The sequence below is a fragment of the Nocardia carnea genome (assembly GCF_029868855.1).
Taxonomy (GTDB): Bacteria; Actinomycetota; Actinomycetes; order Mycobacteriales; family Mycobacteriaceae; genus Nocardia; species Nocardia carnea_A.
This window is the reverse complement of record NZ_JARWOV010000248.1, coordinates 19,604-32,009: the sequence shown is the minus strand read 5'-3', so window position 1 is coordinate 32,009 and position 12,406 is coordinate 19,604. Positions and strand designations below refer to the sequence as shown.

The 12,406-nt window shown below is 68.3% G+C and carries 14 protein-coding genes and 1 pseudogene; 7 read left to right on the top strand and 8 right to left on the bottom strand.

The annotated features are described in order from the left end of the window. On the top strand, positions 1-1,062 hold a 1,062-nt coding region (locus tag QH195_RS25880; protein WP_280437326.1), incomplete at its 5' end, for a hypothetical protein. Here the strand turns inward: QH195_RS25880 and QH195_RS25875 are convergent. Then, positions 1,021-1,185, bottom strand: coding sequence for a hypothetical protein (locus QH195_RS25875; protein ID WP_280437325.1), 165 nt, complete (start codon positions 1,183-1,185; stop codon positions 1,021-1,023). The two genes, QH195_RS25880 and QH195_RS25875, sit on opposite strands and share 42 nt — an antisense overlap. Further along, a pseudogene (locus QH195_RS25870) lies at positions 1,139-1,351 on the bottom strand (hypothetical protein); the annotation flags it as partial. The pseudogene QH195_RS25870 and the gene QH195_RS25875, both read right to left, overlap by 47 nt. Before the next feature lie 464 nt (positions 1,352-1,815). Here QH195_RS25870 and QH195_RS35295 point away from each other — a divergent pair. Further along, on the top strand, positions 1,816-2,040 hold the full coding sequence (locus tag QH195_RS35295) for a hypothetical protein (protein WP_432278855.1): 225 nt from the start codon (positions 1,816-1,818) through the stop codon (positions 2,038-2,040). A 196-nt stretch (positions 2,041-2,236) separates the two neighbouring features. On the opposite strand, the gene QH195_RS25860 is transcribed toward QH195_RS35295, so the two are convergent. Continuing rightward, positions 2,237-3,583 (bottom strand): DUF2252 domain-containing protein, encoded by a 1,347-nt coding sequence (locus QH195_RS25860; protein ID WP_280437328.1) that lies wholly within the window; start codon positions 3,581-3,583, stop codon positions 2,237-2,239. A 422-nt stretch (positions 3,584-4,005) separates the two neighbouring features. Between QH195_RS25860 and QH195_RS25855 the strand changes: the two genes are divergently transcribed. After that, the gene (locus QH195_RS25855; RefSeq protein ID WP_280437324.1) at positions 4,006-4,902 is read left to right on the top strand and encodes a LysR family transcriptional regulator; all 897 of its coding nucleotides are present in this window, start codon (positions 4,006-4,008) and stop codon (positions 4,900-4,902) included. Between the two features lie 30 nt (positions 4,903-4,932). Here the strand turns inward: QH195_RS25855 and QH195_RS25850 are convergent, their stop codons facing one another. Next, a complete protein-coding gene (locus QH195_RS25850; RefSeq protein ID WP_280437323.1) occupies positions 4,933-5,706 on the bottom strand; it encodes an oxidoreductase in 774 nt (257 codons plus the stop codon). A gap of 461 nt (positions 5,707-6,167) precedes the next feature. Between QH195_RS25850 and QH195_RS25845 the strand changes: the two genes are divergently transcribed. Further along, positions 6,168-6,329, top strand: coding sequence for a hypothetical protein (locus tag QH195_RS25845; protein ID WP_280420004.1), 162 nt, complete (start codon positions 6,168-6,170; stop codon positions 6,327-6,329). Here QH195_RS25845 and QH195_RS25840 read toward each other — a convergent pair. After that, positions 6,291-6,566 carry a helix-turn-helix domain-containing protein gene (locus QH195_RS25840; protein WP_280420003.1) on the bottom strand — a complete coding sequence of 92 codons (276 nt, stop codon included), beginning with the start codon at positions 6,564-6,566 and terminating at the stop codon, positions 6,291-6,293. The two genes, QH195_RS25845 and QH195_RS25840, sit on opposite strands and share 39 nt — an antisense overlap. Positions 6,567-6,834: 268 nt before the next feature. On the opposite strand from QH195_RS25840, the gene QH195_RS25835 reads away from it, so the two are divergent. Next, a complete protein-coding gene (locus QH195_RS25835) occupies positions 6,835-7,638 on the top strand; it encodes a peptidoglycan recognition protein family protein (protein ID WP_280420002.1) in 804 nt (267 codons plus the stop codon). A 40-nt stretch (positions 7,639-7,678) separates the two neighbouring features. After that, the gene (locus QH195_RS25830) at positions 7,679-8,041 is read left to right on the top strand and encodes a hypothetical protein (RefSeq protein WP_280420001.1); all 363 of its coding nucleotides are present in this window, start codon (positions 7,679-7,681) and stop codon (positions 8,039-8,041) included. 129 nt (positions 8,042-8,170) lie between these two features. On the opposite strand, the gene QH195_RS25825 is transcribed toward QH195_RS25830, so the two are convergent. Next, positions 8,171-9,253 carry a fatty acid desaturase family protein gene (locus QH195_RS25825; protein WP_280420000.1) on the bottom strand — a complete coding sequence of 361 codons (1,083 nt, stop codon included), beginning with the start codon at positions 9,251-9,253 and terminating at the stop codon, positions 8,171-8,173. A gap of 239 nt (positions 9,254-9,492) precedes the next feature. Here QH195_RS25825 and QH195_RS25820 point away from each other — a divergent pair, with 239 nt between their 5' ends. Then, positions 9,493-10,242, top strand: a complete 750-nt coding sequence (locus tag QH195_RS25820) for a hypothetical protein (RefSeq protein ID WP_280437322.1) — start codon at positions 9,493-9,495, stop codon at positions 10,240-10,242. Between the two features lie 74 nt (positions 10,243-10,316). On the opposite strand, the gene QH195_RS25815 is transcribed toward QH195_RS25820, so the two are convergent. Both QH195_RS25815 and QH195_RS25810 read right to left on the bottom strand, forming a co-directional pair. Then, entirely contained in the window at positions 10,317-11,660 is a 1,344-nt protein-coding gene (locus QH195_RS25815) for an NAD(P)/FAD-dependent oxidoreductase (protein ID WP_280437321.1), read from the bottom strand. A 112-nt stretch (positions 11,661-11,772) separates the two neighbouring features. After that, positions 11,773-12,384 (bottom strand): TetR/AcrR family transcriptional regulator, encoded by a 612-nt coding sequence (locus tag QH195_RS25810; RefSeq protein WP_280419997.1) that lies wholly within the window; start codon positions 12,382-12,384, stop codon positions 11,773-11,775. Between the last annotated feature and the right edge of the window lie 22 nt (positions 12,385-12,406).

Here is a 12,406-nt window from a genome sequence, read left to right as displayed (position 1 = left end):
GGCAGCCTGCCGCCGGCGGAGACCGGATTGGTCACGAACTCGTGGCAGGGCAAGTTCCACCTCGAGATGCACTGGTGGCATGCCGCGCATTTCGCTGCCTGGGGTAGACCGGAACTGCTCGAACGCAGCCTCGGGTGGTATCTGTCCATCCTCGAATCGGCCCGCGCCACCGCGCAGCGGCAACGCTACGCCGGAGTGCGCTGGCCCAAGGCGGTCGGCCCGGAAGGCCGAGAGAGTCCATCGGATATCGGCGCGCTGCTCATCTGGCAGCAACCGCATCCGCTGTATCTGCTCGAACTCGTCTATCGGAACAAGAAGGACGAGACCGCCCGGCAAGAATTAGTGGCGCGCTATTCCGAATTGGTCGAGCAGACCGCGGAATTCATGGCCGATTTCACCGAGGAACGCGCCGGGACATATCACCTGCCGGCGCCGCTGGTGCCGGCCCAGGAGTTCTACGACGCCACGACGACCGCCGACCCGACCTTCGAACTCGCCTACTGGTGGTGGGGCCTCGAGATCGCGCAGCACTGGCAGGAACGACTCGGTCTACCGCGGCGCGCACACTGGCAGCGCGTCCAGGACGGGCTCACCCGGCCGCACCAGGACGGCGGGATCTATCAGGCGATCGCGACCGAGCCGTATCTGCGCCGGGACGACCATCCCTCGCTGTTGTGTGCCCTCGGAATGGTTCCCGGCACGCCGCTCATCGATCGCGACACCATGGCCGCGACCCTGCTCGACCTGCACGCCGACTGGCAGTGGAATACAGCGTGGGGCTGGGACTTCCCCGTGATGGCGATGACCGCGACCAGAGTCGGCCGCCCCGATCTGGCGATCGGCGCCCTGCTGATGGATACGCCGAAGAACACCGTCAACCGAGTCGGCCACAGCCCACAGATCGGCAGCCTGCTCCCGATCTACCTGCCCGCCAACGGCGCCCTGCTCGCGGCGGTCTCACTCATGGTCGCCGGCTGGACAGGCGGGCCCACGGACTGCCCGGGCTTCCCGGACGACGGCTCATGGACGGTCCGGCACGAAGGGTTTACGGCCTGGCCCTGAGTACTGGGTCGAGCTATCCGACGACGGGGTGCCGCAGGCGTTGCGGCCGGAGCGGTGGAAGCGGACGTCTTGGGACGCCCAGCGTTGCCGGAACAGTTCGCTGCGGGTGGACAGCTCGCCCACGAGTTCGATCAATGCCTTGTCGTGGGGGGTTGCGGTCGACTTCCAAGCGAAGCATGGCGGCGGCGTCTTCGGCGAACTTCTGGTAGTCGACGAAGAATTCCTGGGCCCGTTCGGGTTCGAGGTAGATGAAACGGGTGGTGTTGGCGCGCCGGCGGGGGTCGGCCAAGACCGGACTGTAGAGGGCACGCGGGCCAGCTGGTTCGTGGCCAGGACGTCGTGGCGGCCGTTGCGGAACCAGGCCGGTGCCTCGGTGATCGCGTCGAGAACCTGTTGGAGAACGGGCCGCACGGTCGCGGGGGCGGTGCGCCTGCGCCGGTTGCTGCGGGTTCCGGCTTCGCGGGTGAGGGCGAAGAGGTGGTCACGTTCGGCTCGTCCAGTTGCCGGGCGGTGGCCAGGGAGTCCAGGACGCTTTCGGATGTGCCGGCGAGGCTGCCGCGTTCCATTCGCACGTAGTAGTCGACCGAGACGCCGGCGAGCGGACAAGTTCGCGGACTCGCCGACGGCCTGGGCATCACGCTCGACGAAGTCCGCCAGCGCACCGAACGGTGGTTCACTCCCGAACGCATCGACTGGGTCTGCAATGCCCCCGAAGGAATCATCTCCGTCGAGGAGATCCCCCAAGCCGCCATCATGAAGGGCCTGATGTGGCGTGAAAGTCAGCCGCCGCGGCGGTACGGCCGTTCGCCGCCGCGGGGGCCCCCCCCCGCGGGGGGGGCCCCCCCCCCGTGGCCCGCCGGCCGGGGCCCCCCGCCCCGGGCGTACGCCGCCTACACCAAGGCGATCGACCTGTCGCACGACAACGCCGAACGCCGGTTCCTCGTGCGGGCGCGGGACGATCCGAACGGACAGCTGTAGGAAGCGTGCCCCTGCCACTCCCGGGACGTAGTGGACCCCCGGGCCATGGGTCCCGGATCTCGGCTGCGTTGTTCGCACGGGTCTGCGTCGCGATATCCGGACCCGACCCCTGTGAGTTGCGCGAGCCGGGCGCGTTCACCGCCTGTCGGACCCTCGGCCTGCCCTGCACATATGCCGCGCCCGGTGCGGTGACCGGTCAGGCGTTCCGTGTCGATCGTTCGAGGCCGGGAATATCGCCGTTGCGGAAGGCATCGATGAAGAGTTCGTGGTCTTCGCGGGTACGGCGGGCGTAACTCTGACCGAATTCGACCATATCGCGGACGAATTCGACCTCGTCGGAGCCGATGGCCGCGATGATCGCCTCCTCGCTCTGGAAATCGACCAGGGTCTGCTCGGAGTCGGCGTCGGAGACACAGTGCATTCCCGCGGTAGCCTGGCCGAGATATTCGATGACCGGCCGCATCTCGGCGGGTTCGGTGAGGTCGGACCAGTCGAGGTCGTTGACGTACGGGGAGAGTTCGGAGACGATGTAGCCTTCTCCGCCGATCTCGGTGTACCCGAGCCACGGGTCGGCGTGGGCCTGGAGCGCGCGCTGGGAGACGGCGGTGCGGTGCCCGTGGTGGTGGAAGTATTCGCGGATCCGCTCGTCGCGCACGATCCGGCTCGGTGCGGCCACATTCCCCTGTTTCATCGACAGGATCACGTCGTTCTCCAGGGCTTCTGTCTGGCCCTCCACGAGGATGTTGTACGCGGGCAGGCCCGCCGAGCCGATCCCGAAACCTTTGCGGCCCACGATGTCTTTGACCTCATAGGTGATGCTGCGGAACCGCTTGTGCTCCGGAATGGTGTCGAGGTAGCGGGTGAACGCGTCCAGGACGAGTGCGCGCTCGTCGTCGTCGAGGCTGCGGACGCCCTTGCCCGGCCGGAACCGGCGCTCGTAGTTCTCGACCACCGTGGTGCCGGCCAGCAATGCGGTGCGCGTGTTCATCCGGGCGTCCAGCAGCACATCGTGCACCGGGCCCGTGGTATTCCGCAGATGTAGTTTGAAATCCTGTTCGTCGCGGGTGCCGTCGTTGAAGGCGCGCACCATACGCACGTAGGACCGCACGTAGGTAGCGATCAATTCCTCGATATCGGCATCGGAGACGGCTTTGCGGCGGGCCAGCAGTGCCACACTGGCGCAGAACCGTTTGATATCCCAGGTGAATGCGCCGAGATAGGCCTCGTCGAAATCGTTCACGTCGAATACGAATTGGCCCGCGGAATCCATATAGGTGCCGAAGTTCTCCGCATGCAGATCGGCCTGGATCCAGATCCGGCCGGTACGTTCGTCGGCCCACGGATCCTCGATCGCGGCCATATCGTGGTAGAACAGGCAGGCCGAGCCGCGGTAGAAGGCGAACGGATTATCGGCCATTTTGCGGAATTTCTTGCGGAAGGCGTCCGGATCGGTGGCGATCATGTCACCGAAGGCGTCGGTGAAAACCTCGACGATCTCTGCCTTGCGGTCGTGCGCGGTGTGCTCGCTCGTACCGGAGTGCATATCCACGGTCGGGGCCGGTCCTCTCGTCGTGCCGTCGTTGCCGCCGCGACGCCGGGCGGCGGTACCGGCTTCGATCGTGCCAGAACCGGATCCGTCCCGTCCGCGACGCCGCTGGCCCCGGCCGAGGCGACCCGCACGCCGCCGTGACAGCGAGCGGCGATTTCGCCGATGCTGCTGGACACTGCGGCCGCCTGATCGTGGTGTTTCCCCGAATCGTGCGGCCGGGCCGTACCCCTTGCGGAAGCAGGCGCGCTGTTGCCGGGACCGGGGAATACGGTGACCGGGAAACCGGTTCCGGTGTACCGGGGCGCTGCCCGCCCGCGCGGGCGGCGGACCACCTCGTAGACGGCCGCACTACCCCCGGGGATATCGAGCACACGACCTGAACGGGTGGGCGCGGGTTCACCCCGGGAGGATGACGAATGACGCTGCGCCAATACGAGTACGCTCTGACCGTTGCCGAGGCGGGCTCGGTGACCGCGGCAGCGGAACTGCTCCGTGTCGCCCAGCCGTCGATATCGCAGCAGATCCGTGGTCTCGAACGGGAACTCGGCGTCCAGCTGTTCGCTCGTACGCCGACCGGCCTGGTGCCCACGGTGGCCGGGCGGGCATTCCTGCGCGAGGCGGCGGTCGCGGTGAACGCGTCCCGGCGGGCAAGGGCCGCGGCGCGGGCCGATTCCGTCGAACTGGTGGGCGAATTGGTGGTCGCGGTGCAGCTGGGTTTCGGCGCGCGGCAGCTACCGCGCGCACTCGAGACGCTACGCCGCCGCTTTCCACGGGTCGAGGCCACCGTGTTCGAGGAGCCGAGCGCCACCGAACTCGACCAGCTGTGCCGCCGCGGCGCACTCGACCTCGCGTTGATGGCGAAATGCGAGAAAACCCCCGAAAATGCGCACCCCCTCGGTGACGAGGAGTTCGTCGTGGTGCTGAGTGCCGGGCACCCACGGCTCGCCGCGGACCGGATCGAACTACGCGACCTGGCGGGAGATCCGTGGATACGGTTCGGTCACGACAGTGCGCTCGACGGGGTGCTGACGGCCGTCCTGCGCGATAACGCGCTCGCCCCGGAAACGGTCGGCCGGGTATCGCAGACGGCGACGGCCGTGCGGTGGGCCGCCCACGGGCTGGGCGTGACGCTCGTGCCGGCCTCCGCGGTACCCCCTGGCTACGAACAACTCGCGCGCCCGGTGTTCCCGAGCGTGACGCAACCCGTCGTCGCCGTGGTCCGGCACCGCGCGGGACCGGCGGAAGCGGCCCTGCTCGAGCTGTTGCGCGGGGAGAACTGGACCGGTTCGGACCGCCTCGCGCCGGTGCCCTGACAGGGGCCACCACCCGCCGTGCCGTGGGTATCAGCCCCGGTGGAACTCGCCGCCGTCCACGACCAGACTGCCTCCGGTGAGCCAGCTCGCATTGTCGGAGACGAGGAACAGCACCGCGTGGGCGATATCGGCGGGCCGGCCCTCGCGTCCCAGTGGGACGGCCGGGGTATCGATCCGGGCCGCCGCCGGATCGAGGTCTGCCCACTGCGCCCGCGTTGTCGCACCGCCGGGCGTCGCGGTCCGTCCGGGCGATACCGTGTTGACCCGGACCCCGAACGGCGCCAGTTCCGTTGCCAGGCCCAGGCTGTAGTTCTCCAGTGCCGCCTTCGCCGCGGTGTAGTGCAGGAACTGTGCCACCGGGGCGGGGACGGCGGCCGAGGAGACATGCACGATCGCGCCCGACCCCCGGTCCCGCATCCCCGGTGTCAGCAGCGCATCCAGCCGCACCGCGGCCAGCAGATTCAGCTCCAGAGCGTCCCGCCACTCCGCATCGGGAATATCCGAGCTACCCCGGTGCGGCCGGGCCCCACCCGCATTGTGGACCACGATATCCACCCCGCCGAACGTTTCCTGTACGGCCGCGGCGAGTGCTCGCGCACCGTCCATCGTCCGGACATCGGCGGCCACGAATGTGGCGCCGTCCGGCACGGCATTCGTGGCCGATCTGGCGGTCGCCAGCACCTCGGCGCCGGCGTCGAGGAATCGGCGCACGACGGCTGCGCCTATTCCGCGGGAACCACCCGTGACCAGCGCCCGTTTCCCGGTGAGTTCTGCGGTCGCCGACGTGTTTCCGACAGTGGTCATTGCCACCGTTCCTTTCGATTGCGTACTCGTCCGCCCGGTGTCGAATGGTGAGAATGGCTGGGCGGCAACTGTTTCGGAGTTCTCTTGCGTATCCCTGCCGGGCTTTTCGACGGTAGGCCGGAAATGGGGCGGCAAGCAAAGACGAAAAGGCAGCGGAAGGCATAGGTTTTACCTATGTGCGCCGGCCGGCCGCACCCGCGCCCGCTCGATGCCCGTGCCCGAACAGCCTGCTGTCGCACGGCAGTTCGGATCGTGACGCGAAACGGGTTGCCGTGATGTTCCTTCCGGCGCTGGGCGGATCGCGCGAGAGAAATTACACTCGTCGTCGGGTTCGGGTGAAGAGCCTGTGCCCGGCTCAATGCGTTGGCCCTCGTCGAGGGTGTCGAGTAGAACTGTCGGGCTCGGTGGGGAATGCGGGATCGACCTCGCGAGCGTGGATCGGTAAGAACTGGAAAACGCTCATGGGCAAAGAAGCTCGGGATCCCGCCGCGGCGATGGCGGACCGTCTGGACGATGATCCCGCCACGACGACGGTGTCGTCGTTCGTCGTCGAGGCGCGCCGCCGCGGCGTGGACCCGTCGCAGTTACTGGATGCCGACTTCTTTCTCCGCGGCACCGACTAGCTCGCTGGGGCGGATCCCGAACGCCCGGCAGATCTTGTACAGCTGCGTGACGGTCATTGCCCGCTCGCCGTGTTCGAGCCGGGCGATGGTTTTCTTGTTGTAGCCGGTTTCCCCGGCCAGCGCCTCCTGGGTCCAGCCGCGGCGGGCGCGCATCGCGCGCACTTCCGCGCCCAGCGCCGCGTCCAGCCTCGCCTCCTCGGCGGTCGCATCCTCCGACTCGGCGGGCGTCGCATTCATGTCGACCATTCTGGGAGCGGGCAGGGTCTTAATCAAGTGCCCGATAGCTTCGGCACGGCGGCGGGGTGCAGCCCTAGCCGAAGGGACCGTATGGGGGTATTTAGCGACTGATATGGGTTGAAAAGTGAACATATCGGGCCTACTCTGAAGTAGAGCGGTTGCCTATCACCGCAGTTCAGGACATCGAACTGTGTCGATTGCGGCCGGATGGCAGGCGCCACCGGACATGCCGGGGCGCCCGCGAATCGCACGAGGGCAGGAGGGTCCGATGAGCTGGAGCGGCGACCCGATATGGCTGGCCGATGTACTGCGCGACGCCGGCCTGGCCGTTGTCGAACACGACGGCTGGCGGCAGCGCGGCCACGGCGACTTCCTCGATATCCGCGGCGTGCTGTGCCATCACACGGCCGGTGGCGGGCCGAACGACTGGCGCATCGTGCAGGACGGACGTCCCGGGCTACCGGGGCCACTCGCCCAGCTGGTACTCGAGAAGGACGGCAGCTACCGGGTGATCGCCGTCGGGGTCTGCTGGCACGCCGGTCGCGGCAGCTGGCCGGGCTGGCCCACCGACAATGCGAACTACCACACGATCGGGATCGAAGCCGTCTCCCGCGGCACTCCACCCTGGGACTGGACCCCCGCCCAGCTCGACGCCTACACACGCGGCTGCGCCGCGATCCTGCGCCGCCTCGGCCGCGGCTCCGGCGATTGCGTGGCGCACCACGAGTACTCCAGCGAGGGAAAGATCGACCCGGCGGGCATCGATATGAACGCCTTCCGCCGGGATGTACAGGCACTTCTGGACGGAAGGAGTGAGGACATGGCGTTCCTCGAAGAGAAGATCACGAACTACCACGGTGAACAGGTCACCGTCCGGACCATGCTGCATTATCTCGACAAACACGTCGGGCTCGCGCTGGATCAGCTCGCCGGATCGGGAACCGCGCGCGGCGCGGATTTCCCGGGCTGGGACTTCCTGGGCGACCGGACGACCGCCGAAGCGCTCGGTGTTATCGGAGCGGCCCTGAAGATTCCCGGTTTCCGCGATCCCACCACCGACCGCCGCGCCTGAGGGCGATGCGCAGATCCGGCCGGTCACAGAGGAGGACAGCATGATCACCGAACTGGCTTCTGTCCTCGGCGGCCTGGTGACCGGTGTCGGCGGTGTCTGCGCGGCAGGGCTGCTCAGCAGGCGTAAGCGCCGGGCCGATGCGGTTCAGGTTCTCACTCAGGCGGCCGCGCAGATGGTGGAACCGCTGTCGCGGCAGATCCAGGCCATGACCGCCGAACTCGAGGCACACCGCCGGGTGGTCGCCGATGCCGAACAGCGCTGTCGCCTCGCCGCGACCCAGCACACCTCATGGGATGTCGTGGTCCGATCATCGTTGCTGAATCTGGGTGTCGATGTGCCGCCCCCGCCACCTATGGCAGACGACCGGTCCGGTCCGCCGCGGCGCGTGGACCCGAGACCGTAACCGGACCATCTTGCCGACAGCGGCACCACCGTCACAGTCGAACGGCTGTGACGGGACAGGGCCACGAAGTGTGTGCTCACCGCGGGCAAACGTGTCGCCCGCACGCAAAGCGGGGACCGGCGGGACCTTCTATGGTGCGCTACCCGCCGCGACCGCTGTGCGGGTGGATCGTCCGACGGTGTTCAGATGCCCGATGGACTGGACGTAGGAGGCGATCACACCGGTCTCGCAGTAGGGCACCCCGAGATCGGCGCAGTACGCGGCGACGATCGGCTGGGCCCGCCGCAGGTTGGGGCGGGGCATGGACGGGAACAGATGGTGTTCGATCTGGTAGTTGAGGCCGCCGAAGGCGGTGTCGACGAGGAATCCCCCGCGGACATTGCGTGCGGTGAGGACCTGGCGGCGCAGGTAGTCGGTGTTGTCACCGGCCGGCAGGACCTCCATACCCTTGTGGTTCGGCGCGAAGGTGGATCCCATGTACAGCCCGAACAGACCCTGCTGCACCACGATGAAGACGACGGCCTGCAGCGGCGGCAACACCAGGAAGACGACGGTGAGGTATCCGGCGGCGTGCGCGAGCAGCGTCCCGGCCTCCAGGCCGCGCCGGGGGATATCGCGCCGTACGATGGCGCGGACACTCGAGAAGTGCAGGCTCCAGCCTTCCAGCAGCAGCATCGGGAAGAACAGCCAGCCCTGATACCGGAAGATCACCCGGCGCAGACCCTGACCGGCGCGGGCGCGCAGGCTCGAATGCGCGAGCACCCCCATGATGTCGGGATCCGCGTCCTCGGTGTTGGGGTGCGCGTGGTGCCGGTTGTGGTTGCTGGTCCACCAGCCGATACCGACCCCGATCGCGAGGTTCCCGAAAAGGATCCCCAGCAGATAGTCGCGATTGCGGAGGCCGGTGATCTGCCGGTGCCCCGCATCGTGGCCGAGGAAGGCCAGCTGCGCGAAAACCGCGGCCAGGAACGCCGCGGTACCGAGCTGCCACCACGACTCGCCGATCAGGACGAAAGCGGTCCATCCGGCGACCAACGCGAACAGGACGGCCGCGGCTTTCCAGACGTAATAGCGGGGCCGGCGGTCCAGCAGGCCCGCGTCGCGCACCTGCCGCAGCAACCCGGAATAGTCGCTGGCCCGGGTGGTGCGGGCGGGACGCGGTTCGTCGGTCCGGTCGGCGGGAACAGCGTATTCGGCGGCTTTTGCCGTCATGTGGTAACCGATCTCTGCACAGGTGTCGTTTCGCCGGTGGATCATCCGTGACCGCCGCCGGCCGACCGTCGCGGTCGACTGTGCGCTCAGCCTACCGTCGCTGCCCCGCAGTCCCGGTCCCGGTCGCGTATATCGGCGGGTGACCGCGCCGCCGGGAAAGACAGCCCCGCCGGTTCGTTTCTCGGTGGAGGGGTATGCGCGATCGGTGGGCAGTGTCCCGAATCGGAACGAGGCGAGCCATGAGCTACCGCACCTTTATCCTGGCGACCCTGATCGCCGCCGCCTGTTCCGGTCCGGTGCCGGCGATCGCGCAACCGTTACCGCCACCGGGACCGCCGGGCGTTCCGGCCGAGAGCGTGCCGGCGCGTAGCGCGGTCTCGGTGCGCGGACCGAACGGGCTGCGCTGGGGGACGCCGAACGAGTTCGAAACCCGTAGTGCGCTGTCGATGGCCAAGCTCTATCTGGCCGATTACGCCCTGCGCCGCGGTGACGGCTCCGCCGCGGACCGGATGCTCGCGGAACGGATGATCCGGCTCTCCGACGATGCGGCCGCCGATACCGTGGCCGCAAAATACCCGCAGGCCATCGGCGCGATCGCCGCGGAGTACGGTCTGGCGCAGACCGCCGCGGCCGCCGGCTGGAACACCGCCACGACCAGTACGGCCGATATCGTCGATTTCCTGGCCGCCAAACAGGCCACCGATCCCGCCTCGCCGATCTTCGGATGGATGGCGAGTGCGCCGCCCGTCGCCGCCGACGGCACCCAGCAGAATTGGGGTACCGCGCGGCTGCCCGGTGTCCAGGGCACTAAATGGGGCTGGTCGGACCTGCCGCCGCCGGAGGTCGCGTCGGCATCCTTCGGACCGGGGTTCACCGTTGCGGCCCATACCCGCGGTAGCCCGGACGACCAGACCGCCGATGTCGAACAGGCGCTCGCCGAAGTTCTCACTCGGATCGCCGGTGGGCCGGCCCCGGTCGCGGTGCGGTGAGGCGATCGCCGGGTATCGGGCATACCGGCTGCCGAAATGCGGCCGCCGACAGTTCGCGGCGGCCGCCCACCCGGCTACACCTGGTGCCGGATTCCTTCGCTGGCGTGAAAACTGGCTTCCTCCGGACTGACCAGACCGAGCAGGGTCAGCGGTCGCGGGGTGACCGCGTTGGTCAGGTAGGTCAGCGTGATCGCCCATCGGTTGAGCCCGCGGGGCACCGCGTATGTGTGGTAGGCGCGGGTAACCGCTTTGGCGGGCAGGCCGGAGAGCCGAAGCCCCAGCGGGTTGGCGACGGCGAAACGCGGACCCAGGTCCACCACCAGCCCCATATCGCGATGCTTGTAGGGGACCGGCGCACCGATTCCCAGGCTCGCGGCCACATTGCGGGCCAGGACTCTGCCTTGCCGGGTGGCGTGCTGGGCGGTGGGTGGCGTGATCTTTCCCGGCTGGGTCAGATCCGGGACCGCCGCCGCGTCACCGCCGGCGAATACCTCGGGATGGCCGGGGACCCGCAGATCGGCGTCCACTGTCAGCCGTCCGCGTTCCATCGGCAGATCTAGCGTGCTCAGGACCGGTGCTCCGGTGACGCCGGTGACCCAGGCGACGGTGTACGTCGGCACGGTCGTACCGTCGGTGAGTACCACATGATCGCCGGTGAGTTCCTTCAGTGACATCCCCAGCCGGATATCGATCCCGCGGGCGCGCAGGACCGACAGCACCTGATCGCTCAGTTTCTCGCCGACCTCCGGCATCACCCGGTCGGCCGTATCGAGCAGCAGGAAGCGGATCTCGGACGGATCGAAACCGCGGCGGGCCGCATAGGTGTCGGCGAGCGCGCGGAGCTGGGCGATCAGTTCGGTGCCGGCGTAGGACGCGCCGACCACGACGACGGTGCGCCGGGCCTGCCGGACTTCCGGATCGTCTTCGTGGTCGGCGAGTTCCAGTTGCCGGATCAGCTGTTCGCGCAGATACAGTGCTTCGGCGACGGTTTTCAGGCCGCGGCCGTGTTCGGGCAGTCCGGGCACATCGAACAAACGGGTGACCGATCCGGGGGTGAGTACCAGCCGATCCCAGGACAGCTCGCGGGGGCCGTGGTGATCTCCGGCCACGGTGATCGTCTTGTGGTCCAGGTCGACCGATTCCGCGGTCGCGACGATCAACCGGACCCGGGGCAGCGCGTCGGTCAGCGATACGGCGACGAACCGGGGGTCGATGAGCCCGCCCGCGACATCCGGTAGCAGCGGCGTGTACAGCATGTAGTCGGTGGGCGAGACGAGGAGGACCTCGGTATCGTCGCCCGCCGCGGCCAGGGTGCGGCAGAGTTTGCGGGCGCAGGTGAATCCGGCGAATCCACTGCCGACGATCACCACCCGCTGTGGTTTCCGCCCGTTCTCGGCGATGTCTCGAAGCTCCGGCACGGCCACCCTCCTTATTCGTCCGGTTTCCGGCGCGGTTCCCGCAACCCGGCGGTCGAAACGTGCAGAAGGGGTCCGTCGCCTCGGATACGGGCGCGTGGTAGGGCTGGGCTCGTCAGCGGTAGAGGCCGAGCAGAACGCGTACCGCCGCGTCGACGATCTCGTCGGGGGAGACCTGCAGGGTGCCGTCGAGCCAGGCGGTCACGAGTTCGGCCATACCGCCGATGAAGAGCAGTCCGGCGGTTTCGTCGGCGGTTTCGCCACGCCGGGAGGAGCCGAAATGTTCCCGCGCCTCGAGCGCCGATTCGTGGGCCAGGTGGCGCAACAGTTGGGTGCGGCGCTGCCGCAGGGCAGGGACGGCGACGGCTTCGATGATGGCGACCCGGCCCTTGCGGGGATCGTCGAGCAGGAGCTGGACGAACGCCCGGACCGAGGCGCGCACCCGGGCCTCCGGATCCGGTCCGGCATGGTCGGCGGCGCGGCGGCTGATCTCCTCGATTTCGGCGGCGATCTGGTTCAGCACCGCCTCGAGTACCGCGTCCAGGCCGGAGAAACTCTCGTAGAAATAGCGTTCGCTGAGGCCCGCCTCGGCGCATACGGCGGTCATCGTGGTCCGGATTGCCGGGTCCGCCCAGACGGTCAGCGCGGCTTCGAGCAACCGGCTGCGCCGTTCGGCGGCGCGATCGGCGGCGCTGACCCCCCGATACACCCCGGATTGCACAGCCACGTTTCTCAGCATGCCACAGGCC